Origin of the sequence: Xanthomarina arctica, assembly GCF_014638915.1 — a bacterium.
Lineage (GTDB): Bacteria > Bacteroidota > Bacteroidia > Flavobacteriales > Flavobacteriaceae > Xanthomarina > Xanthomarina arctica.
Genome location: NZ_BMFQ01000002.1, coordinates 1,014,228 through 1,038,841, shown reverse-complemented (window position 1 = coordinate 1,038,841; position 24,614 = coordinate 1,014,228). Strand labels below are relative to the sequence as shown.

Sequence of the window (24,614 nt, the reverse complement as noted above, 5' to 3'; positions counted from 1 at the left end):
TCAATTATTTATTTTCTATAAAAAGTAGTTTCAAAAGTAGAATTATTTCCAACATTATCAGTAACAATTACTTTTAAATTATTTTTTGTTTCTGTTATTAGTTCGTCGTTAAAATCGTACTCAAGCGTTTTAGTTTTATAATCGTAGTCCATTAAAATCCATTTTCCATTAATAGTTGCTCGATAATTTGAAATACCAGAACCTTCATCGTCAATTTTTATTTTTAAATAACGATATTTACTTAGCCATTGACCTTCCTTAAAATTAATGGGTCTAATGGTTGGGGCTACTTTATCGGCTACCAGTGCATAAGTTCCTAAATCGTCAGTGATGCTGTAAATTAAATTATTCTCTCTGGTGGTTCTGGAATACCAAGGATATTTTTTATAACCCACAAGTCTTGCAATATAGAGTTTACTTGCATCAGATTCAGAATAATTACTGATATCGTATGTTATTTTAAAGTTCTTTTTAACTGGAACGGTATCTTCATGAAGTTTTATAGTGTCGTTAGAAACAGAAAAATCCATGTAAAAATCATCATAAAATGTGTCTGGAAAGAATTCTACCGAGATATTTTTGTACAGTAGTTCGTTTGTTTTATCTGCATATATATAATAAGAAGAAACAAAAGAGTCTTTAATTTTAATGTCTTGCTCTTTTTTACCTTCAATATTTATGGTTAACCAAGCCGTGTTGTTTTTAAAATCTTTTACAGCGACTTTAAAAACTGAAGCCGTGCTGTCTTCCACCTTTATAAACCCATTGTTATCCGATTCTTGAAATAAACTTAAAGGATTATCTTTTTCAATAAATAGCTTTTGGAGTCTTTCTTTTTTAGTTTGAAAATGGCCATAATCTATAAATCGATTAAGATGTCTTGTCTCATCAAATGAAAAACGGCTAAAATCAATTTCAATTTTTTTATTACCATTAAAAAAAGTTTGAATGTTGTAAACGCCGTTGTTGTTGTATGCTAAATCCTGTCTGTCTGTAGATTCTATGGCAAAACCAATTTGTCCAAAAGCCTGAATGTTTTCAACTGTATAATCGCCATTTGGAAGTGAGATTAACCTTAGTTTTTGTTTTTCGTTCGATTTATTTACATAGGAATCCCTACCTAAAGGATATGCGTAAATCTCCTTTATAACTGGTAAGGTGGTATCTTTTATATCAATTCCAAAAAGCAACGGATTTATAGGTCTTTCGTTATTGTCTCTAATTTCAAAATGAAGATGAGGACCACCAGATCCACCAGTATTTCCACTTAAAGCAACAAATTCACCTTTTTCAACAATTAGGTCTTCGGTTTTAGGAAAAACTTCAACTTCAAAAGATTCTTTTTCGTATTGTATTTTTTTAATATAAGTTTCTATTTCTGGCGAGAATTTCTGCAAATGCGCATAAACGGTTGTGTAACCATTTGGATGCGTGATATATAGTGCTTTTCCATAGCCAAACGTAGAGATTTTAATACGACTTACATAACCACTAGCTACAGCATAAACCTTTAAACCTTCACGTTGTTCTGTTTTGATGTCTAATCCAGAATGAAAATGGTTGGAACGCAACTCTGCAAAAGAACCAGACAAAACAAGAGTAACATCCAAAGGACTACCAAAGTAATCTTTTGGATAATAATCTTGTGCATAACCTATGGCACCAACAAAAATGAAAAGGGGTAATAAAAATCTCATATATCAAATAATTCTAGCAAAATTATTAATTTGAACGTAATCTACAAAACATATATTGCATGGATATTTTACATTAAAATCAGGCATTTAGAACATTTTATAAATTTTATGTCAAAACTATTGTAATTTATACGAAGGTATGTTAACTTTGTCTCATAAGTATTGTATATAGTAAATGAGTAAAATAGAAGAAATTGTTGACGCTCTTGAAATAAAAGTAAGTAAAGTTTTACAGCAAATAGCGCTTGTAGAACAAACGAACTTAAAATTAGAGAAAGAGTTGCACGCTTCTAAACAAGAGTTTCTTAACCAACAGCAAATTATAGTTTCTTGGGAAGAAAAATACGAAGCACTCAAAATTGCAAATACAATGCTAGGTAGTGATGAAAACAAAAGAGAAACAAAGCTTAAAATAAACACATTAATTAGGGAAATTGACTATTGTATTGCGCAATTATCCGAATAATGTAACATCGAAACTCAATGTCAGATCAGCTTAAAATAAAGCTATCCATAGCTAACAGAGTATATCCTTTAACTATTCAACCTAGTCAGGAAGAAGGATTGCGTAAGGCGGCAAAAAATATTGAGTCAATGATTACTCAATTTGAGCAAAGTTATTCTGTGAGAGATAAACAAGACGTTTTGGCCATGTGTGCCCTACAATTTGCATCTCAAGTAGAACAAAAATCAATAGATAAAGAAAATGTAAGTGACCATGTTGAAGACAAGCTAACGGCTTTAAACAATATGTTAGAACTGCATTTAAACTCTTAACGTTCTTTAAAATAAGTAAGGTTACTGCCTACATTAGTTAATTTTTTGAAACTCAACATTAATTCTTTAAAAAGGGTGAGTTTGAACTGTAAAAGCGAGCTGCTAGTGCTGATTTATTTCAGTATCTCGAGCAGATACTTGATCCGTTTGTTAGCCCTAAACTTGTTATAAGGAGTTTATTACAAAACGAACTAGTGTAGGCTTTTTTTTTATACACAAACAAACTAACATGGAAAACTCAATTATATTAACTATAGGTGGCGTTTTGCTTGGAATCATTATTGGTTTCATCATTGCAAAAGCCTTAGAAAAAAATAATGCATCTAAACTTATAAAAGGTGCTAAAAAATCGGCAGCAGCCATTCTTAAGGAAGCAAATAGTGAAGGAGAAAGCCTTAAAAAGGATAAAATGCTTCAGGCTAAAGAAAAATTCATTGAATTAAAATCTGAGCATGAAAAAGTTATCAACTCTCGAGATAAAAAAATGGCAGAAGCCGAAAAACGTACTAGAGATAAAGAATCTCAGGTTTCTAGTGAGCTTTCCAAAAGTGCCAAACTCAACCAAAGTTTAGAAGATAAAATAAAAGATTACAGTTATAAAGTCGATATTTTTGATAAAAAACAAGTCGAATTAGACAGGCTACATAAAAGCCAGATAGAACAATTAGAAGTAATTTCTAGTTTATCTGCCGAAGAAGCTAAGTCGCAATTAATAGAGTCTCTTAAAGGTGAAGCGAAAAGTGATGCCATGTCTTTTGTACAAAATACTTTGGAAGAAGCCAAACTGACTGCACAACAAGAAGCTAAAAAAATTATTATTAATACCATTCAACGTATTGGAACAGAAGAAGCGGTTGATAACTGTGTGTCTGTTTTCAATATTGAATCGGACGATGTGAAAGGACGAATTATTGGTCGTGAAGGACGAAATATTCGTGCTATTGAAGCAGCAACAGGAGTAGAGATTATAGTTGATGATACTCCAGAAGCTATTATTTTATCTTGTTTCGATTCTGTAAGACGTGAGATTGCTAGACTGTCATTACACAAATTAGTGACTGATGGAAGAATACATCCAGCCAGAATTGAAGAAGTTGTTAAAAAGACAACCAAACAGATTGAACAGGAAATTATTGAAGTTGGTAAACGTACCATCATCGATTTAGGGATTCATAATCTACACCCAGAACTTATTAAAATGGTAGGTAGAATGAAATATCGTTCGTCTTACGGACAAAACTTATTACAACACTCAAGAGAAGTTGCAAAACTTTGTGGTATCATGGCTGCTGAATTAGGATTAAACCCTAAAATGGCTAAACGTGCCGGACTTTTACACGATATAGGTAAAGTGCCAGATGCAGAAGCAGATATGGAAACACCACACGCAATTCTTGGAATGCAGTGGGCTGAAAAGTATGGTGAAAAAGAAGATGTTTGTAATGCTATTGGAGCCCATCACGATGAAATAGAGATGACATCTTTATTATCTCCTATCGTTCAGGTGTGTGATGCTATTTCTGGAGCTCGTCCAGGAGCTAGACGTCAAGTATTAGATAGTTATATACAACGTTTAAAAGATCTTGAAGATATAGCCTTTGGTTTTGGTGGTGTTAAAAAAGCATACGCCATCCAAGCAGGGAGAGAATTGAGGGTGATAGTTGAAAGCGAAAAAGTATCAGATCAAAATGCATCAGACTTATCCTTTAATATATCTCAAAAAATCCAAACAGATATGACTTATCCAGGCCAAGTAAAGGTTACTGTAATTAGAGAAACTAGAGCTGTTAATATTGCTAAGTAATAGTAATTTTAATAATATAATATCAAAAAAAAACCAGCTTTAAGCTGGTTTTTTTTGTGTTCCCATAGTTATTGTAAAGGTCGTCCCTACGTTTAATGTGCTTTTAGCAGAAATATTTCCCCCTAAAATTTCTATCTGGCTTTTTGTAAGATATAAACCAACACCTTCAGCATCCTCATTCCCATGAAACGTTCTGTAGAGACCAAAAAGATCTTTACCATGTTTGTCTAAATCAATACCTATTCCATTATCTGTGACAGTAATCATTAGAAGACCATCGTTAAAGATATGAGAATCAATAGAAATTAAAGGTGTTCTGTCAGGATGGGAATATTTTAAGGCATTTGAAGCTAAATTTTGAATAATGCTTTCTAGATATGCCGAATTTGCATGAATGCTAATATCTTTATTGACATTATTAACGATTACGGCTTTTTTACTAGAAATCTCCAGATCCAGAATTTTTACTGTTTCTTCTATTTGATTATAAATATTAATCTGGTTACGATCAATTTTTTTTAGGGATTGTTTAGAAACAATTTCATTTAAACTATTTATAGTTCTACTTAAGGAAGAGGAAACAGTCTTTAAATGATCCACTAACTCAGCTTTTTCACTCGCATCGTTAGTTTCGTCATAAAATTGCAGTAAACTTTCAAAATTACCTGCGTACTCTTTTAAGTTGTGAGTAACAATATGTGCAAAGTTTGTTAGTTTTTTGTTTTGACCTGTAATAATATCTAAATTATTAGTTAAAGTCTTCTCGTGTTCTTTTCTTTCCGTAATATCAGTTAAAGTTCCAACAGCTCTTAAAGGATTTCCAGAATCATCACGTTCAATAATTTTACCACAATCTGAAAACCACCTGTAAGAACCATCCTTGCGCAATAATCGATGTTCACTTTTATATTGTGGTGTTTTGTTTTTTATATGAGTATCTAAACTTTTATTAAGCGACAAAATATCGTCTGGATGTACACGTTTACTCCAATGTGATTCTGGTAAATCTTCAAACTCAGAGTAACCCAAATTGTGTTTAGCTAATTTAGAGTAGTATACTTTATCTGTACTAGCGTCCCATTCCCAAACGCCAATATTGGAACTGTCTAATGCAAATTGATAGGTTAGGTTCTTAAAAAGAGAGTTTTGCTCTTTAGAGTTCTTAAACTCCGTATTTGATGAATTATAAATACTATTCATAGGTCAAATGTTCTGGGATAAATTTTAAGAGGGGAAGACAAAAATACAATAATCCGCCAAAACGCAAAATAAATCGGTAAAATAATTATTTTCTTGGATGAAATGTATGAAGGACATTCTTTAAATGACTTTTGTCAACATGTACATATATTTCGGTAGTTGTTATGCTCTCATGGCCTAACATAAGCTGTATGGTTCTTAAATCGGCTCCATTTTCCAACAAATGTGTTGCAAAGGAATGTCTTAAGGTATGTGGTGAAATGGTTTTATTTAAATCAATTTTTACAGCTAGTTGCTTAATAATTGTAAAAATCATGGCTCTAGTTAGTTGTTTTCCTCTTCTATTTAAAAATAAAGTGTCTTCATGACCTTTCTGGATGGAAAGCTGATTTCGAACGCTGTCTTTATATATAATAATATATTTCTGTGCTGAATCTACAATAGGAACAAAGCGTTGCTTATCTCCTTTTCCAGTAACTTTTATAAAACCTTCTTCAAAAAATAAATCTGAAATTTTTAGATTCGTCAATTCACTAACTCTTAATCCACAACTATAAAGAGTTTCCAGGATAGCCCGATTGCGTTCGCCTTCCGGTTTACTTAAATCGATGGCTTCTATTAATCGGTTGATATCTTCTATTGAGAGAGTGTCTGGAAGCTTTCTGCCAATCTTAGGCGATTCAATTAATTCTAAGGGATTATCTGTTCTGTAATCTTCAAAAATCAGATAATTAAAAAAGCTCCGTAAACCTGATATTATCCTAGATTGTGTTCTGGCATTGACAACCTTGGCGATGTCGTATATAAATTGCTGAAGTGTTTCTTTAGTAATGGAAATAGGGGATGTGTTTATGTTATTAAACTCCAGGAATTCCATAAGCTTCTTTACATCCAAAGCATAGCTGTTAATGGAATTAATGGACAAACCTCTTTCAATTTTTAGATATAATTTATAATCCTTTAAAGCGTGTTCCCATTTCATTAGTACAAAAATAAATTAAAAAATGGAGCTTGGTACAACTATTTTGAATTCAAATCGAGATATAATTAATTACTATTTGTTAATAACTATAATTTTAATCAACTGAATAACAAGCGATTATGTGTATTTGTTTATTAAATTGTTAATAAAATTTAATTTTTTGTTAATTAATAGAAAAAAAAGTATTTAGTTTGTTGTAATCAATTAAAACTTAAACAATTATGAAAAAATTAATTTTATTGGCTGCAGTTGCAGTTTTCGGATTTACAAATGTGCACGCCCAAGATGATTTTGCTGAAAAAGCTGAATCTGGTAGTTTTTATGTTGGTGCTAATATAGGATTCTCTTTAATTAATGATAATTATTATTATAATGATAATAATGGTGGAGATTATGGGTCTTTTAATTTTGGTTTTGATGTTGCTTACTTGTTCGAAGTAATAGAGAATTTAGAAGTAGGTGGTCTTGTTGGGTATACTCAATATATTGCTAAAGGTTCTTATGCTTCGTATGATAATGATTATGAAGACTTCGTTTACGTTGATTTTGAAGATGCTTCTTTTATTCCTATTGCAGCTTCAGCAAGATATTATTTTGGGAATCATAAGTTCTTTGGAGGCTTGGATTTGGGTGTTGGAATTAATGTTGCTGGCGACGCTAAAACAGGCTTTTACGCAAGACCAAAATTTGGTTTTGATTTAGGTCCAATTGCTTTAATTGCTTCTTTCCAAAGTATTTCGGGTGGACAAAACTATAATAATTCAAATGGTTACCAAGTCTATGAACTAAATGGGTTTAAATCTGTCAACTTTGGAGTTGAATACGGTTTCTAACATTAAATAATACCATATGATATAAATGATTTTGATGTAACAGATTCATAAAATGATTAGTTTTTAATAAACATAATGCTGGATTTCAAGTATCAATTGGATTTATGTTCTAAGTGATAAATACATTAAATAATATAAAAAAGACCGAGGCTATTTGTTTCGGTCTTTTTTATTCAATTAAATTAATACATTTCATATATTTGTTAAAATTTAAAATCTAAAATAAATTTAATTAAGATGAAAAAAATAGTTTTAACAATTGCAATTGCAGTTTTCGGATTTGTATCAATGAATGCACAAGATGATTTTGCTCAAAAAGCGGAATCTGGTAGTTTTTATGTTGGTGCTAACATAGGTTTACCATTAAGTACAACAAGTGATATCTCTGCCTTTAATTTTGGTTTTGATGGTGCTTATTTGTTTGAAGTTATTGATAACCTTGAGGTTGGTGGATTAGCAGGATACACGCATTTTATTGGAAACAATAGTTATTCTTATTCTAATAATGGAAATGTTTTTATAGCAGATTACCAAGATGCTTCTTTTATTCCAATAGCAGCTTCTGCTAGATATTACTTTTCAGACCACAAGTTTTTTGGAGGTTTAGATTTAGGTGTAGGTATTAATGTTGCAGGAGATGCTAAAACAGGTTTTTATGCAAGACCTAAATTTGGTTTTGATTTAGGACCAGTTGCTTTAATTGCTTCTTTCCAAAGTATTTCTGGAGGTTCAGATTACAAATCTATAAATAATGGTAATTATACTAATAACATTTATACAACTAGCGGATTTAACTCATTCAATGTTGGAGTAGAATTTGGCTTTTAACATTTTAGAAAACAAATCATTATAAAAAAACCGAAGCTAATAGCTTCGGTTTTTTCTTTTTAATACATTTTGAATGCGTCATTTTTATTTTTAAATCAGTCAATCCTCTCCCTAAAAATATACAATTTTTGCAGTAAGATTATAAATCATAAAAAACAAAACATATGAAAAAATTAGTTTTATTATCAGGGTTATTTATTTTTAGTATAAGCATGATTCATGCGCAAGCGGACTCCAAGGAGATTCAGTTTGGGGTTAAAGGTGGCGTCAATTTAACCAAAATAATTGGAGACGATATGGGAGATGTGAAATCTAGAACGAGCTTTAATGCTGGTATTGTAGTAGAAATTCCAATTTCTGACAGATTATCGTTACAACCAGAGGTGTTTTATTCAGGACAAGGTTTTGATGTTAAAGAAATAGATCAAGACAATATTTTTGATACAGATCAGAACATCGAATATCAATTAGATTACATTCAAGTTCCTGTTTTATTAAAAGCATATTTAGTTGAAGGCTTGAGTTTGGAAGTTGGTCCTCAATTTGGATTTAAAATTCATGAAGAGTTCGATTTTCAACCAAATTCTGATGACGGAGACATAGAAATCAATGATGAAGATTCTTATGTTAAAGATTTCGATACAAGTGTAGCCTTTGGTGTTAGCTATAAGTTTGACAATGGTTTTTTTGTGAATGGGCGTTATAACTTAGGTTTAACAAATATTTTTGAAGAGAATACCATTTTTGAAAATGTAGATGCTAAGAATTCTGTTTGGCAATTTGGAGTTGGATTCATGTTTTAAACAATCCAGATATTGTATTAAAAACCGAAGCTATGCTTCGGTTTTTTTATGCCTTAATTTTTGATACCTTTACTATAAATTAGAATAAATTATTTAAGATGAAAAAAATCATCATTATTAACGGTCCAAATTTAAATTTATTAGGAAAACGTGAACCTCAAATCTACGGGAGTTTAACTTTTAATGAATTTTTTGAAACCATAAAAGAAAAATATCCAAACGTATCATTAGAACATTTTCAATCCAATATTGAGGGTGAAATTATTGATAAACTTCATGAAGCAGGTTTTAGTTATGAAGGTATTATATTAAATGCTGCGGCTTACACACATACTTCTGTAGGAATTGGAGATGCTGTTGCAGGTATTGAAACGCCTGTTGTAGAAGTCCATATTTCCAATACGTTTAACCGTGAAGATTTTAGACATCAATCTTTTGTGGCTCCTCACGCCAAAGGGATAATTGTAGGTTTTGGTCTTCAAAGTTATGAATTGGGCATACAAAGTTTTTTAAATCCTCTTTAATTAAAGTTTCATATTCATTTAAATAAAAAATGCGATTCGTTAGAATCGCATTTTGCATTATAATTATTTTTTATTCATCAGAGTGAAAGTTTCTTCCCTTCTAGAAGGTTAGGATGGGCTTTTACAAGTGAATCACTTCACCATAAGCATCAGCAACTGCTTCCATAACAGCTTCACTCATGGTTGGATGTGGATGTACCGTTTTTAATACTTCGTGTCCAGTAGTTTCTAGTTTTCTTCCTAAAACAGCTTCAGCAATCATATCTGTAACGCCAGCACCAATCATATGGCAACCTAGCCATTCGCCATATTTTGCGTCGAATATTACTTTTACGAAACCATCTTTGGCTCCAGAAGCACTTGCTTTTCCAGAAGCAGAGAAGGGGAATTTTCCAACTTTAATTTCGTATCCTTTATCTATTGCTTGTTTTTCAGTTAAACCAACGCTCGCAATTTCTGGTGATGCATAGGTACAACCAGGTATGTTTCCGTAGTCTAATGCTTCTACGTGCATACCAGCAATTTTTTCAACACATAAAATCCCTTCAGCAGAAGCTACGTGAGCTAAAGCTTGACCAGGAGTAACATCTCCAATAGCATAATAACCAGGAATGTTTGTTTGGTAATAATTATTTACTAGTATTTTATCTCTATCTACAGCAATACCAACATCTTCTAAACCAATATTTTCAATGTTAGATTTAATTCCAACAGCAGATAAAATAATATCAGCCTCAAGAACTTCTTCTCCTTTAGTCGTTTTAACTGTTGCTTTTACACCCTTACCAGAAGTATCTACTTTAGTAACTTCAGCAGAGGTCATGATCTTGATACCACTTTTCTTAAAGCTTTTTTCTAATTGCTTAGAAACATCAATATCTTCAACAGGAACCATATTTGGTAAAAATTCAACAATGGTTACATCTGTTCCCATAGAGTTGTAGAAATAAGCAAATTCAACGCCAATAGCTCCAGAACCAACAACAATCATTTTCTTTGGTTGTTCGGCTAAAGTCATAGCTTCTCTATAACCAATTACTTTTTTACCATCTTGTGGTAAACTAGGTAATTCTCTTGATCTGGCTCCAGTTGCAACAATTATATGATCTGCGCTATATTCCTTTCCGTCAACTTCAACTTTCTTTCCAGGTTTAAGTTTTCCAAAACCATTAATAACGTCAATTTTGTTCTTTTTCATTAAAAACTGAACACCTTTGCTCATGCCTTCAGCAACGCCGCGACTACGTTTTACAACGGCACTAAAATCTTTATCGAATTCATTTACAGACAGGCCATAATCGTTAGCATGTTTTAAATATTCGAAAACTTGAGCAGACTTTAAAAGTGCTTTTGTAGGAATACAACCCCAATTTAAACACACGCCACCAAGACTTTCTTTTTCAACAATTGCAGTTTTTAAACCTAGTTGAGATGCTCTAATTGCAGTAACATAGCCACCAGGACCACTTCCAAGAACAATAATATCGTATTTACTCATCGTATATTTTTTAGTCGTTTTTTGAAGCTACAAAGGTACAAAAAGTAAATTTCATATAACAAATGATGATTGAGAAAATAGACTTAATGACATGTATTAGATCGAGAGACGGATTTTATTCTTTGATTACAGTCGCAGTCGCAGTCGCAGTCGCAGTCGCAGTCGCAGTATTCAGTATCTAGTATCCAGTCATTGATTAAAATTTAGTTTTCAACTTCAACTTCAACTTCAACTTCAACCTAAGCTTTGCATTTCCGCCACTTTGCGAGAGAATAATCAACTAAAGATTATCGGTAAAATGCGGTCTTTCCTTATCTTGACTAAACTTATCTTTATTGTAAGATGTAGATTGTCCTTTTGGGATGGATAAAGATTTCCAAGCATCACCTTTTTGAAGTTTCCCTAGATAGGCTATTTGACCAATATGATATGGATAATGACCCAATTGTCTAAAAATAGCCTCAGAAACTAAATGTCCTTCATTTCTAATATAAACTATTTTAGACATGTCTTGGTCTTGTAAAGGCGAAATGGCCTCAAATAAACAGTTCCAGCCACTTTCCCAAGCCACTACTAATTCTTCTTTATTTTTATAGCTTGGTTGAAATTCTTGCTCTCGTTGTCTCCATGATTTTTCACCATCCTCAGTTAGAAAGTTTGTCCAACGGCTAAACATATTTCCAACCATATGTTTCACGATAACAGAAATGCTATTAGATGTATCATTTGGTTGCCAAATAAGCTCTTTAAAAGTTAATTGATCGAACGTTTTGTCTCCAACTAATTTGTAATAATCAAATTGCTTTTTAATAGCCGTTATAAAAGTGTTTTCCATTGATTAAAAATAAGGAGTAACTTCCTGTTTTCAATAACTAAATTCTAAAAATAACAATATTTTACTTCAGTTACTTTTTAGGGACGAAATTAAGAGCCACACCATTAATACAATGTCTTTTTCCTGTCGTGTTTTTAGGACCATCATTAAATATATGCCCTAAATGGCTACCACATGTGGCACAATGTTCTTCAAAACCATAATAGGCGCTTCCGTCTTTGGAATAAGCTACATTACCAACTATTTCTTGATCGAAACTAGGCCATCCCGTTCCAGAATCGAATTTATTTTCACTTTTAAATAAGGGAGTCTTACAAGCTGCACATTCGTAAATTCCAATAACTTCATTATTGTTTAATGGACTTGAAAAAGCCCTTTCTGTTCCAGATTCTCTTAAAACGTAATAGGCTTCAGGGCTCAAAAGTTCCTGCCATTCAGCATTTGTTTTGGTAACTTTAAAAGAATCATATTGCGAGCTTTTACTGTTTTCTTGACCAATGCAACTTTGCATGCTTATAACTAAAATAATACTTATTAAAATTTTCATATGGATTAAATAAATTATCGTTTGTGAAGTTTTAGTCGGTGAAACTTAATTAACTTTACATATTGAAACTAAATAGACTAATTATAGAAAAATGTTCGTTTTACATCGTAAGGTTGGATTTTTTATAATTTTTTATTCTGATAAAATATTAAACATGAAATTAAGAAACATACTAAGTTTGGTTGCGCTGTTATTGCTTGTCATGGCATGTTCCACAAATCCATTTACGGGAAAACAAACGATGGCTTTGGTGCCAAATTCACAATTATTTCCAACTGCTTTTCAGCAATATGATCAAGTGCTTTCTGAAAGTAAGGTTATTACTGGAACGGCACAATCTGAAATGATAACAAGAGTTGGACAGCGAATTTCAGTAGCTGCGGAACGTTGGTTAAATGCCAATGGTTATGAGGGTTATTTAAAGGATTATAAGTGGGAATATACGCTTATAGACGATAATACAGTTAATGCTTGGTGTATGCCAGGAGGTAAGATTGTTTTTTACACAGGAATTCTTCCAATTGCTCAAAGTGAAACTGGAGTTGCTGCCATTATGGGGCATGAAGTGGCGCATGCGCTTGCTAATCATGGTCAACAACGTATGAGTGCAGATTATATCCAACAAGGCGTTGCTTTAGCTGGAAATGTCGCTATTCAAAACGATAATGATAGAGCCGCATTTAATCAGTATTATGGAATTGGATCTCAAGTAGGAGTGATGTTACCTTTTAGTAGAAGTCATGAATCTCAGGCCGATGAAGTTGGTTTGATTTTAATGGCAATGGCTGGTTACAATCCAACGGAAGCGGCAGAATTATGGAAACGTATGGAGGCAAACAGTGGAGGCAATGCACCACCAGAATTATTAAGTACGCACCCATCTAATGCTTCTAGAATTCAAGCTATTACGGAGATGGTCCCTATGGCAGAAGCTGAGGCTAAAAAGTTTGGAGTGACATCTTTTAGACCAATAACAAAATTTTAAAAAGAAATAATTTAAATTATTTACTTACTTTCGAAGCTGTTCTTAATAAGAACAGCTTTTTTATTTAAAAATATTTTATGGCAAAACTTGAAAAAGGAAACAAAAAATTACTGAATGCTTGGGCATTTTACGATTGGGCAAATTCAGTTTACACCTTAACAATAGCATCATCAATTTTCCCCATATTTTATTCTGCCTTATTTTTTAGTGAAATAAAACACATTAATGCTTTTGGGTTTGAATTTAAAAGCACTGCATTAATAACATTTGTAACGGCCTTTACTTTTTTAGTAGTATCTATTTTGTCGCCATTATTGTCTGGAATAGCCGATTATATTGGGAATAAGAAAGGTTTTATGAAGTTTTTCTGTTATGTTGGAGGTCTTGGATGCATTGGCTTATTTTGGTTTAGTTTGGATCATATTTACATTAGCTTGGTATTTTATTTTATGGGTTTAATTGGCTACTGGGGAAGTTTGGTATTCTATAATTCATACTTACCGGATATTGCTTTTCCAGAACAGCAAGATAGAATAAGTGCTAAAGGATTTTCGTTTGGATATGTTGGTAGTGTTATTTTACTAATCATCAATTTAGCCATGGTTATGAGCCAAGAAACTGGCGAAGCTAAAATGGCAATGATGCGTTGGTCCTTTGTTATGGTAGGTATTTGGTGGATTTTATTTAGTCAATATACTTTTTACATTTTGCCTAAAGGGGTTTCAACTGGAGAGAAGGTTACAAGAAACGTCATCCTTAATGGGTTTAGAGAGCTACGTCAAGTTTGGAATCAACTTAAAAAAGACTTAAGATTGAAGCGTTATTTAGCCGCTTTTTTCGTGTTTAGTATGGCTGTTCAAACCATTATGTTAATTGCTGTATATTTTGGTGAAGAAGAAATAGCGTGGGCAGACAATGATGAAAAAACCATGGGTTTAATAGTAAGTATTTTAGTTATTCAAATTGTAGCCATTTTTGGAGCGATTTTAACTTCTAGAGCTTCTGAAAAATTTGGAAATATAAAAACACTGATTGTGGTTAATTTTATGTGGATGTTCCTCTGCTTTGCAGCATATTTTGTGATAACACCAGTTCATTTTTATATTACAGCAGGTTTTGTAGGCTTGGTTATGGGAGGTATTCAAGCTTTGGCTAGATCGACCTATTCTAAGTTTTTACCTGAAACGGAGGATACAACATCCTTTTTTAGTTTTTATGATGTGGCAGAGAAAATAGGGATTGTTATCGGGATGGTTATTTTTGCAACGATAGATCAGATTACCGGAAGTATGCGGAATGCCATTTTGTTTTTATTTGTATTCTTTTTGATAGGTATCATTTTATTATTTAGAGTTCCTAAAGAAAATATTAAATTAAAAAAATAAATAAAAAGCCTCTCACTAATTAATTTAATGAGAGGCTTTTTATTAAAAATAATAGTCTTAGTTATCCTTACTTATACTCCCAGAACCAGCTACTTTTGTGTCTTCTGTTTCGGGGTTTCCTTTATATTCGATATCTCCAGATCCTGTAACTCTAGCTTTTAAAGATTTGTTACTTACAACATCAGCATCTCCAGAACCAGCCAAAGAAACATCTGTATGGTTAGACTCCAACTTAGAGGCATCAAAATCTCCAGAACCAGAGACATTAGCCTCTAAACTATCTGTTTCTCCCTTTAGAGATAAATCTCCAGAACCAGCTAAGCTTCCTATTACAGCATTAGCTTTAATATTTAAGGTAACATCTCCTGAGCCAGCTAAAGACGCTTCAAATTTGGTAGCAGAAATAAGATCTTCATTCCATAAATCTCCCGATCCAGCAAGTGAAACACTACTAATATCTGTAAACGGAATGGTTATTTTTATAGATTTATTGATACTCGTTCTTAAATTAGCTTTGTCTTTTTGTTTAATTATTAACTTATTCCCTTTTACTTCAGTAATAATATATGGGAGTAAGTTTTCTTCACCTTCAAGAGTTATGGTTCCCTCAGTTCCGGCTACTAAAATATAATCGAAAGAGCCAGAACATGAAATTGCATCGTAAGTTCCTGTTGTTCTTGTAATGGTTGTTAAATTTCCATTACCATTTACTTTTTGAGCATATCCAATACTTGAAATAAGTATGACTGCGATAAGAATTAAATTTTTCATAATGTAATATAGTTTTAATTGATTAGTTTTTATTGAATGTCACACTTCCGTAGTCTGATTCTATTTTTATAAGGTTCCCTGAATTTGAACTGCCATAATAACCAGCATAATATTTTTCTCCAGATTCTTCACGTTTTTTATTGAATTCAAAGCCACTATCATTTAAAGAAGCATATTCTAAATGGATGTCAAAATTAAAATTGTAAGTAGGAGCATGGCCAATTTTAATTCCTGTGTAGTCTGATTCAATCGTTACATTGCCTGCTTTTTCTGTCATGTTTTCAATTTTTATGGAGCCATAATCGGCTTCAAGTGTTACGTTTTTATAAACATCACCAATAACTACAGTTAAATAATCGCCATTCCCAACAATGTTATTCGCTCTATTAATTTTTACTGAACCATAGTCACAAACATAATTTACGTCTTCAGCAGTTTCTATAATAGAAGAGGTATAATCAGCATTAATTTTAATGTTTTTAGTTTTTGCTACAGTAAAGCCACTATAATCAGCATTTATTTCGCCACTTTTAATATATTCAAAATAACAATTAGAAGTATAATCGAAACTTATTTTGTTGTTGTCAGCCATCAATTCCTTGGTAGTAATTTTTCCATAATCGCAACTAATAGTTGCACGACCTTCAAGCTTTCCTACATTAATGTTCCCGTAATCATTACTTAAATCTATAGAATTCGTAATAGGAATTTTAACGACATAATTGATGCTCATGTTTACATTGTTATTGCCACTCCAATTCCACCAAGAATTGGATTTGGATTTATTGAAAATTGTTTCAGCAGAAACAAGACTGTTCGTTCCACTAAAATCTACCGAAATGTCGTCTAGTTTTTGTTGCACCTTTTCTTCGTCGTTACCTTTTACAGTAATGGTTACAACAATTTCTATTCTATTTTCATTCCAAGTAACAATGTCTAAATTCCCATAGCTGTTATCTATTTTTAAAGTAGCATTAGTCGACACGTTATAAGATTTTTTTATAATCTTTTCTTTGGTGTGTTTCTCTTTAGTTATTGAATCTACCTCAATCTCCGTTGTTGCAAAACCGATAATTGGTAAAAGCAAAAAGAGAGTTAATAGTCTATATATTTGAATTGTATTCATAATTTACGTTGTTAAGTTGTTTAATGTTTTCTATGTTTATTAGTGTGTTTTGTAAAATATCTATTCGGTTTTGAAAGTTTTTTATCATGGCAAAAATCACTCGGTTATCATCACCACTTTTTGTTAAATCCACTTTAAGGTTTTCATAATCTATTTCCAGTTTTTTAATTTGAATTAAGGCATCCTTAATGATCATTTTAGTCTCTGGATTTGATTCGCTTTCCAGTTTCTTTAATTCTTCAGAAATGGTGCTTGTAAAAAAACTTTGTGTTTTTTCCATTTCAGGAGATACATTAGCCAGATCTCTTACTTCGTTTTGTGGCTTGTTAGCTATAACCAAGGTTAAAATTAAAACAAGAGTTGCAGCAATTCCAGCCAAGGGTTTCCATAAGTGTATTATTTTAGAACCTCTTGAAGTTCCTACAGGATTGGCATTCGCATTTAACTTATCCAAAAAACGCTTCGTGTGTCCAGAATTAGGTTCTTCAACATTAAATGCATCCTGTAGATCATCAAATAATTTATCTAGGTTATCTTTGTTCATACGTGGTGTTTTAATGTGATACTAGGGGTTGTAATTTTTGTCTTAAACTTTCTTTAGCTCTTGATATTGTGGTTCTGCAACTAGCATTGCTAATATTTAAAATGTTGCAAATTTCCTCATAATCGTATCCTTCAATTAAGTGCAAGGTCAACGTAATTCTATAGTTCTCTTTTAAAGCTTTTAAGGTCTCGAGCACTTGTTTGGCTTTTAAATTAGTAAACTCATAGTCATTAGGAATCCCTTGATCTTCATTTTCAATTTTGTATTGAATATCTTCAAAAGAAATCGTATCGTATTTGTTATTTTTTCTATAATGATAAATACTATTATTAATAACAATTCGTTTTAACCAAGCCCCAAATGTTGAAACATCCTGCAGGTTTTCTAGTTTTGTAAAGGCTAACAGAAAAGCTTCCTGCATCACGTCTTCAGCTTCAAAACGATCTTTTACAATTCTATAAGCTACATTAAACATGGCTTTATAATATCTGTTATAAATTTCCAACTGCGCAAGCTGGTTTCCAGATTTACAAAGGGCAATGAGCTGCTCAATATTTTTTGTGGTTAGTGTCAATTAATACGGTTTGTTAGTATATAGATGATGATAAAGATAAAGTGTTACAGTTTGCATAAAAAATATTTCATTTTTTTTTAAAATGATAAGTTTGTATATTAATTGGAATGCTACTCAATTTTAAATACGAATATAAAGTATGGCATATTAATTGAACTTTCTAATAGAATTAATAACTCTAAGGTTTGTTAATTTGCTAACTCTTAGAGTTGTAGTGTTTAAAGTTTAAAGATTTAATAAGATATAAATTCTGTTTTTGAGATAATTAATGACAGAATGACTTAATAATATATATGAAGAAAAGAAATTTATTTAGCCTTGACAGTTTGTCATTTCAAGATTTTGATGAAAATTCAGAATTAATTCCATTAATGACACCTGAAGATGAAGAGAAAATAACAAACGAAGAATTACCTGAATCCTTACCTATTTTATCCTTAAGAAATACGGTTTTATTTCCAGGAGTGGTTATTCCTATTACCGCTGGTAGAGACAAATCTATCAAGTTAATAAATGATGCCAATAAGGGAAGTAAAGTTATTGGAGTCGTGGCACAAAAAGACGAAGAAGTAGAAGATCCAACGGCTGCAGACATTCATCAAACTGGAACTGTTGCAAGAATATTACGAGTTCTTAAAATGCCTGATGGTAACACAACCGTTATTATTCAAGGAAAGAAAAGATTTAAAGTTGGGGAAGTACTTACTGAAAAGCCATATATAAAGGCAACTATTAGTGAAGTTCCTGAAGTTAGACCAGCAGTAAAAAATAAAGAATTTGAAGCCATTATTGATTCTATTAAAGATCTAGCGCTTGAAATTATTAAAGAAAGCCCAAACATTCCTAGTGAAGCCTCTTTTGCGATTAAGAATATTAAAAGTAATTCGTTTTTAATCAATTTTGTGTCGTCTAACATGAATCTTTCTGTTAAAGAGAAACAATCTTTACTGGAAATTAACGACTTAAAGGAAAGAGCTTTGGCAACCTTAAAGTTTATGAATGTTGAGTTTCAGAAATTAGAACTTAAAAACGATATTCAATTAAAGGTTCAAAGTGATATGAACCAACAGCAACGTGAATATTTCCTTCACCAACAAATGAAAACCATTCAAGAAGAATTGGGAGGCGTGAGTCATGATGAAGAGTTGGAAGAAATGAAAGTTCGTGCTAAGTCTAAAAAGTGGAATAAAGATATAGAGGAACATTTCAATAAGGAAATAGCTAAAATGCAACGTATGAATCCGCAAGTTGCCGATTATTCCATTCAACGTAATTATTTAGATTTATTCCTGGATTTACCGTGGAATGAATTCAGTAAGGATAAATTCGATTTAAAACGTGCCATGCGTATTTTAGATCGCGATCATTATGGGTTAGATGATGTTAAGAAACGAATTATAGAATACCTAGCAGTTATTAAATTGCGTAACGATATGAAATCGCCAATTCTTTGTCTTTACGGCCCTCCAGGAGTTGGTAAAACGTCTTTAGGGAAGTCTATTGCTGAAGCTTTAGGAAGAGAATATGTGCGTGTTTCTTTAGGTGGTCTGCGTGATGAAGCTGAAATTAGAGGTCATAGAAAAACCTATATTGGTGCTATGCCGGGACGTATTATTCAAAGTTTAAAAAAGGCAGGAACTTCTAATCCGGTGTTTGTTTTAGACGAAATTGATAAACTTTCCAATTCGCATCAAGGAGATCCTTCTTCTGCCATGTTAGAAGTTTTAGATCCAGAGCAAAACAGTGAGTTTCATGATAATTTCTTGGAAATGGGTTACGACCTGTCTAAAGTAATGTTTGTAGCTACGTGTAATAGCTTGTCTACCATTCAGCCTGCTTTGCTAGATAGAATGGAAATAATTAATGTTACAGGTTATACTATTGAAGAGAAAGTTGAAATAGCGAAACGCCATTTACTTCCAAAACAATTAAAAGAACACGGGTTAACAGATGTTCATTTAAAAATAGCGAAACCTCAATTAGAAAAAATAGTAGAGGGTTATACTAGAGAATCTGGAGTTCGTGGTTTAGAAAAGCAAATTGCCAAAATGGTACGTTATGCGGCTAAAAATATAGCCATGGAGGAAGAATATCATATTAAAATATCAAACGAAGATATTATAGAAGTTCTTGGCGGACCAAAAATGGAACGCGATAAATACGAAAATAATAATGTAGCAGGAGTCGTTACCGGATTAGCTTGGACTAGAGTAGGAGGCGATATTTTATTTATTGAATCTATTTTATCTAAAGGGAAGGGCACGTTAACCATAACAGGTAACTTAGGAACTGTTATGAAAGAATCTGCTACTATTGCCATGGAATACATTAAATCTAACGCAGTAGATTTAGGTTTAGATCCAGATATTTTCGAAAAATACAATGTGCATATTCATGTACCAGAAGGAGCAACTCCTAAAGATGGACCAAGTGCAGGAGTTACGATGCTTACCTCATTGGTGTCTTTATTTACACAAAGAAAAGTAAAGAAGAGTCTTGCTATGACTGGAGAAATCACCTTAAGAGGAAAAGTGCTTCCTGTTGGAGGGATAAAAGAAAAAATCTTAGCGGCGAAACGAGCAAGAATTAAAGAAATTTTACTTTGTGAAGAAAATAGAAGAGATATAGAAGAGATAAAACCAGATTATGTAAAAGGTTTAACTTTTCATTATGTTACAGATATGAGTGATGTTATTAAACTAGCTCTCACAAATCAAAAAGTGGTAAATGCAAAGGAACTCTAAGCGAGTTGTCTTGAAAAAGAACCAAAACCTCGAATTTATATTCGAGGTTTTTTTTATCATTTAAAAATAAATTATACTTGCAGCCGTTTAAGTATAGACTTAATTACTTTTGCACCCTTATGTTTAAGAAATTTACGATTGTTTTTTTATTGCTAACCTGTACTTTTGTCTCAGCTCAAGTAGGTGGCGAAACAACGTATCAATTTCTAAACTTGGTTGCCTCTCCCCGTCAGGCAGCTTTAGGTGGGAAAGTTTTTACAAATGTCGATTATGATGTTTCTCAAGCCCTTACAAATCCAGCAACTATTAATCCAGAAATGGATAATCAATTGGCCGTAAATTATACAAGCTATTTGGGTGGCATTAGTTATGGGACTGCGGCGTATGCCTATACTTGGGACAGACGTACACAAACCTTTCATATGGGAGTAAACTATGTGAACTACGGAAGTTTTGATGGTTACGATGAAGACGGAAATTCTACAGGTTCCTTTACAGGAAACGAAGCTGCGCTTTCTTTTGGATATGCAGCGCAATTAGGTTATTCAGATTTTTATTTAGGAGGAAGTGCTAAATTAATCACCTCCAAATTAGAGCAATATACTTCTTTTGGGGCCGCTATAGATGCAGGCCTGATTTATATTAACGAAGATCTTGAGTTTCAGGCAACGCTTGTTGTTAGAAATGCCGGAATCCAAATTACTACCTATGCTGGTTTAAATGAACCTTTACCTTTAGAGATCGCTTTCGGAATGTCGCAAACTTTAGAACATGTACCACTTCGTTGGCATTTAACTTTCGAGAATTTACAAGAATGGCCCATTTCGGTGTCAAATCCAGCTAGAGCAGAAACCGATTTGGAAGGCAATCAAACTCAAGAAGAATCTGGTTTTTTCCAAAACGTCCTAAATCACACCATTTTAGGGGCAGAAATTTTTCCTGAAGGAGCTTTCAGTATCCGATTGGGATATAATTTTAGACGCTCTCAAGAACTTAAAATTATAGACCAACGAAGTTTTTCAGGTATATCTGCAGGATTTGGTCTTAAATTAAATAAACTACGTTTTAGCTTTACACATGCTAGATATTCTAGTGCAGGCAATGCTAACTTTTTTGGGTTACAACTTGATTTGAGGTAATCTTTAAAGTGTCTAAAGTGCCTAAAGTTAGTAGCACTAAAAGTGTCTATAGTTATGAGAGCTTAAGATGTTTTTGTTCTCAATCCGTATTTTTCTTTTCCTAGCTTGAGTTTTTTAAGTAATTTAGGCACTTCAAATAAAATTCATGAAACAAATTACCATTGCAATCGACGGATTTTCCTCAACAGGAAAAAGTACCGTTGCCAAACAATTAGCTAAGCATTTAGGATATATTTATGTGGATTCTGGTGCTATGTATCGTGCCGTTACTTGGTTTGCAATGCAAAATCAGTTTATTGGAGCATCTTATTTTCATATTCAGGATTTAATAGATCATCTAGATCAAATTTCTATTAATTTTAAATTTAATCCTGAGTTGGGTTTTGCTGAAGTGTATTTAAATGGTAATAATATTGAAAAAGATATTAGAACTATGGAGGTCTCTAGTTTTGTGAGTCCGGTGGCTGAAATTTCTGAAGTGAGAAAACTGCTGGTAAAACAACAGCAAAAAATGGGGGAGAGTAAAGGTATTGTTATGGATGGACGAGATATAGGAACTGTAGTTTTTCCTGATGCAGAATTGAAATTATTTATGACAGCTTCTGCAGAAACACGAGCAAATAGAAGGTTTCAAGAATTAATTTCTCGAGGTGATGAAGTTAATTTCGAACAAGTACTTCATAATGTTCAGGAACGAGATTTTATAGATTCAAATCGAAAAGATTCACCTCTGGTAAAAGCCAATGATGCTATAGAAATAGACAATTCTAATTTGTCTTTAGAGGAGCAATTCAACAAAATACTTCAACTTGTTGAAAATAAGCAGAAAGAATACAAATAAACCTTTAATTTTTAGAAAAATACATTAGGATAATTTATCTAAAAACATTAATTTTGCACTCCTTTTAGCAGAGAGTCAGAAATTAGAAGGGATTAAAACAAATTTAAATTAACACTTCTGTGTGATATTTGCTTAAATTTTCTGAAACAGCATAGAATACAAAACATAATGTGATTACGTTTTCATCAAATTGGAAATTAAGTAAAAAGCATTATTAACTTACATTAAATGGCTGAAAAAGCAAACCAAGCTGAAGTTGAAGCAACAGAAGCACAAGCAGTTGAAGCAACTGAAACTCAAAAAGTAGAAGCTCCAGTATCTGAAGCTCAAGCTAACCCTGAAAAATTCTTAAAAGAATTTAACTGGCACAATTACCAAGAAGGTATTGATGAGGTTGAAGATTCTCAATTGTTAGAATTTGAAAAATTAGTAGCGGCTAATTTTGTTGACACTTTAGATGATGAAGTTGTTGAAGGAATCGTTATTCACCTTACAGATCGTGATGCTATTATTGACATCAACGCAAAATCTGAAGGGGTTATTTCTTTAAACGAATTCCGTTACAATCCAAACTTAAAAGTAGGAGACAAAGTAGAAGTATTAATTGATGTTCGTGAAGACGCAACAGGACAATTAATATTATCTCACAGAAAAGCTCGTGTCATTAAAGCATGGGATCGCGTTAACGCGGCACATGATAATGGTGAAATCGTTAATGGTTTCGTTAAATGTAGAACTAAAGGTGGTATGATTGTAGATGTTTTCGGTATCGAAGCATTCTTACCAGGTTCTCAAATTGACGTGAAGCCTATTAGAGATTACGATCAGTATGTTAACAAAACAATGGAATTTAAAGTGGTTAAAATTAACCATGAATTTAAAAACGTTGTAGTTTCTCATAAAGCGCTTATTGAAGCGGATATTGAAGAACAAAAGAAAGAAATTATTGGTCAATTAGAAAAAGGACAAGTATTAGAAGGTGTTGTTAAAAACATTACTTCTTACGGAGTCTTTATCGATCTTGGTGGTGTAGATGGATTAATCCACATTACAGACCTTTCTTGGTCTAGAATTAACCATCCAAACGAGATTGTAGAATTAGATCAAAAATTAAACGTCGTTATCCTTGATTTCGATGAAGATAAATCTAGAATCCAATTAGGATTAAAACAATTAAGCAAACATCCTTGGGATGCTTTAGGCGAAGAGGTAAAAGTTGGAGACAGAGTAAAAGGAAAAGTTGTAGTCATTGCTGATTACGGTGCTTTTATTGAAGTAGCAGATGGCGTTGAAGGTTTAATTCACGTTTCTGAAATGTCTTGGTCTACACATTTACGTTCAGCTCAAGATTTCGTAACTGTTGGTGACGAAATTGAAGCTCAAATCTTAACTTTAGATAGAGAAGATCGTAAAATGTCTCTTGGTATTAAGCAATTATCTCAAGATCCATGGACAGATATTACTTCTAAATATCCAGTAGGTTCTAACCATTCTGGTATTGTTCGTAACTTTACAAACTTTGGTGTATTTGTTGAATTAGAAGAAGGTATTGACGGATTGATTTATATCTCTGATCTATCTTGGACTAAAAAAATCAAGCATCCAAGTGAATTCTGTAATGTTGGAGATACTTTAGACGTAGTAGTTCTAGAATTAGATGTAGAAGGACGTAAATTAAGTTTAGGTCATAAACAAACTACAGATAATCCTTGGGATAAATACGAAACTGAGTTCGCTTTAGATACAGTTCATACAGCAGAAATTGCTGATGTTGTTGATAAAGGTGCAACTATTGAATTTAACGAAGATATCGTTGCTTTTGTTCCTTCTCGTCACCTTGAAAAAGAAGATGGAAAGAAACTTAAGAAAGGTGATTCTGCAGAATTCAAAATCATTGAATTTAACAAAGAGTTTAAGCGTGTTGTAGCTTCTCATACTGCTATTTTTAGAGCAGAAGAAGCAGCAAACGTAAAAGCAGCTGTTAAGAAGCAAGAAGCTCAAGCTTCTGAAGCAAAACCAACTTTAGGTGATGCTAACGACGCTTTACAAGCTCTTAAAGATAAAATGGACGGAAAGAAATAATCTAGTTCTTTGCTCTCTTGCCAATTGGTAAGGAAGCAAGAATGTAATCCATTATATAAAATCAAAGCCTTCAATTTATTTTGAAGGCTTTTTTT

23 protein-coding genes and 1 other RNA gene are annotated in these 24,614 nt (G+C 32.5%); 14 read left to right on the top strand and 10 right to left on the bottom strand.

Annotated features, from left to right (window positions below):
- Positions 1 to 8: 8 nt before the first annotated feature.
- Entirely contained in the window at positions 9 to 1,697 is a 1,689-nt protein-coding gene (locus IEV77_RS11015; protein ID WP_188464680.1) for a M23 family metallopeptidase, read from the bottom strand.
- 175 nt (positions 1,698 to 1,872) lie between these two features.
- Here IEV77_RS11015 and IEV77_RS11010 point away from each other — a divergent pair, with 175 nt between their 5' ends.
- The 4 genes from IEV77_RS11010 (at position 1,873) to rny (ending at position 4,278) form a co-directional block, all read left to right on the top strand.
- Positions 1,873 to 2,163, top strand: coding sequence for a hypothetical protein (locus IEV77_RS11010; protein ID WP_188464678.1), 291 nt, complete (start codon positions 1,873 to 1,875; stop codon positions 2,161 to 2,163).
- Between the two features lie 17 nt (positions 2,164 to 2,180).
- Entirely contained in the window at positions 2,181 to 2,474 is a 294-nt protein-coding gene (locus IEV77_RS11005; protein ID WP_188464676.1) for a cell division protein ZapA, read from the top strand.
- 50 nt (positions 2,475 to 2,524) lie between these two features.
- Positions 2,525 to 2,652: non-coding RNA, 6S RNA (gene ssrS, locus IEV77_RS11000), on the top strand.
- 51 nt (positions 2,653 to 2,703) lie between these two features.
- A complete protein-coding gene (gene rny / locus IEV77_RS10995) occupies positions 2,704 to 4,278 on the top strand; it encodes a ribonuclease Y (RefSeq protein WP_188464674.1) in 1,575 nt (524 codons plus the stop codon).
- Positions 4,279 to 4,317: 39 nt separating this feature from the next.
- Here the strand turns inward: rny and IEV77_RS10990 are convergent, their stop codons facing one another.
- Positions 4,318 to 5,478, bottom strand: a complete 1,161-nt coding sequence (locus IEV77_RS10990) for a PAS domain-containing sensor histidine kinase (RefSeq protein WP_188464672.1) — start codon at positions 5,476 to 5,478, stop codon at positions 4,318 to 4,320.
- 85 nt (positions 5,479 to 5,563) lie between these two features.
- Entirely contained in the window at positions 5,564 to 6,460 is an 897-nt protein-coding gene (gene xerD, locus IEV77_RS10985; protein WP_188464670.1) for a site-specific tyrosine recombinase XerD, read from the bottom strand.
- Positions 6,461 to 6,681: 221 nt separating this feature from the next.
- On the opposite strand from xerD, the gene IEV77_RS10980 reads away from it, so the two are divergent.
- From IEV77_RS10980 to aroQ, 4 genes are all read left to right on the top strand, one after another.
- Positions 6,682 to 7,293, top strand: a complete 612-nt coding sequence (locus IEV77_RS10980; protein WP_188464668.1) for a hypothetical protein — start codon at positions 6,682 to 6,684, stop codon at positions 7,291 to 7,293.
- Positions 7,294 to 7,530: 237 nt separating this feature from the next.
- Positions 7,531 to 8,121, top strand: a complete 591-nt coding sequence (locus tag IEV77_RS10975) for a hypothetical protein (RefSeq protein ID WP_188464666.1) — start codon at positions 7,531 to 7,533, stop codon at positions 8,119 to 8,121.
- A 164-nt stretch (positions 8,122 to 8,285) separates the two neighbouring features.
- Positions 8,286 to 8,924, top strand: coding sequence for a porin family protein (locus IEV77_RS10970; RefSeq protein WP_188464664.1), 639 nt, complete (start codon positions 8,286 to 8,288; stop codon positions 8,922 to 8,924).
- Between the two features lie 98 nt (positions 8,925 to 9,022).
- On the top strand, positions 9,023 to 9,448 hold the full coding sequence (gene aroQ / locus IEV77_RS10965; protein ID WP_188464662.1) for a type II 3-dehydroquinate dehydratase: 426 nt from the start codon (positions 9,023 to 9,025) through the stop codon (positions 9,446 to 9,448).
- A gap of 121 nt (positions 9,449 to 9,569) precedes the next feature.
- Here the strand turns inward: aroQ and lpdA are convergent, their stop codons facing one another.
- From lpdA to msrB, 3 genes are all read right to left on the bottom strand, one after another.
- Positions 9,570 to 10,946, bottom strand: coding sequence for a dihydrolipoyl dehydrogenase (gene lpdA, locus IEV77_RS10960; protein ID WP_188464660.1), 1,377 nt, complete (start codon positions 10,944 to 10,946; stop codon positions 9,570 to 9,572).
- A gap of 280 nt (positions 10,947 to 11,226) precedes the next feature.
- The gene (locus IEV77_RS10955; protein WP_188464658.1) at positions 11,227 to 11,781 is read right to left on the bottom strand and encodes a DUF1572 family protein; all 555 of its coding nucleotides are present in this window, start codon (positions 11,779 to 11,781) and stop codon (positions 11,227 to 11,229) included.
- 70 nt (positions 11,782 to 11,851) lie between these two features.
- Complete coding sequence (gene msrB, locus IEV77_RS10950; protein WP_188464656.1) at positions 11,852 to 12,328, bottom strand: peptide-methionine (R)-S-oxide reductase MsrB; 477 nt, start codon at positions 12,326 to 12,328, stop codon at positions 11,852 to 11,854.
- A 154-nt stretch (positions 12,329 to 12,482) separates the two neighbouring features.
- On the opposite strand from msrB, the gene IEV77_RS10945 reads away from it, so the two are divergent.
- Entirely contained in the window at positions 12,483 to 13,313 is an 831-nt protein-coding gene (locus IEV77_RS10945) for a M48 family metallopeptidase (protein ID WP_188464654.1), read from the top strand.
- 77 nt (positions 13,314 to 13,390) lie between these two features.
- Positions 13,391 to 14,698, top strand: a complete 1,308-nt coding sequence (locus IEV77_RS10940; protein WP_188464652.1) for an MFS transporter — start codon at positions 13,391 to 13,393, stop codon at positions 14,696 to 14,698.
- A gap of 57 nt (positions 14,699 to 14,755) precedes the next feature.
- On the opposite strand, the gene IEV77_RS10935 is transcribed toward IEV77_RS10940, so the two are convergent.
- The 4 genes from IEV77_RS10935 to IEV77_RS10920 are packed head-to-tail and all read right to left on the bottom strand — an operon-like array spanning position 14,756 to position 17,713.
- Entirely contained in the window at positions 14,756 to 15,469 is a 714-nt protein-coding gene (locus tag IEV77_RS10935) for a head GIN domain-containing protein (RefSeq protein ID WP_188464650.1), read from the bottom strand.
- Positions 15,470 to 15,491: 22 nt separating this feature from the next.
- Positions 15,492 to 16,595, bottom strand: coding sequence for a hypothetical protein (locus IEV77_RS10930; protein WP_188464648.1), 1,104 nt, complete (start codon positions 16,593 to 16,595; stop codon positions 15,492 to 15,494).
- Positions 16,573 to 17,139 (bottom strand): hypothetical protein, encoded by a 567-nt coding sequence (locus IEV77_RS10925; protein WP_188464646.1) that lies wholly within the window; start codon positions 17,137 to 17,139, stop codon positions 16,573 to 16,575. Before IEV77_RS10925 ends, IEV77_RS10930 begins: the two co-directional genes overlap by 23 nt.
- 10 nt (positions 17,140 to 17,149) lie before the next feature.
- Positions 17,150 to 17,713 (bottom strand): RNA polymerase sigma factor, encoded by a 564-nt coding sequence (locus IEV77_RS10920; protein ID WP_188464644.1) that lies wholly within the window; start codon positions 17,711 to 17,713, stop codon positions 17,150 to 17,152.
- 293 nt (positions 17,714 to 18,006) lie between these two features.
- On the opposite strand from IEV77_RS10920, the gene lon reads away from it, so the two are divergent.
- From lon to rpsA, 4 genes are all read left to right on the top strand, one after another.
- Complete coding sequence (gene lon, locus IEV77_RS10915; protein ID WP_188464642.1) at positions 18,007 to 20,457, top strand: endopeptidase La; 2,451 nt, start codon at positions 18,007 to 18,009, stop codon at positions 20,455 to 20,457.
- A gap of 119 nt (positions 20,458 to 20,576) precedes the next feature.
- On the top strand, positions 20,577 to 21,596 hold the full coding sequence (gene porQ, locus IEV77_RS10910; RefSeq protein WP_188464641.1) for a type IX secretion system protein PorQ: 1,020 nt from the start codon (positions 20,577 to 20,579) through the stop codon (positions 21,594 to 21,596).
- Between the two features lie 145 nt (positions 21,597 to 21,741).
- Positions 21,742 to 22,437, top strand: a complete 696-nt coding sequence (cmk, locus tag IEV77_RS10905; protein ID WP_188464639.1) for a (d)CMP kinase — start codon at positions 21,742 to 21,744, stop codon at positions 22,435 to 22,437.
- A 228-nt stretch (positions 22,438 to 22,665) separates the two neighbouring features.
- Positions 22,666 to 24,519: a 30S ribosomal protein S1 gene (gene rpsA / locus IEV77_RS10900; protein WP_188464637.1), complete on the top strand. Its 1,854-nt coding sequence runs from the start codon at positions 22,666 to 22,668 to the stop codon at positions 24,517 to 24,519.
- Positions 24,520 to 24,614 lie beyond the last annotated feature (95 nt).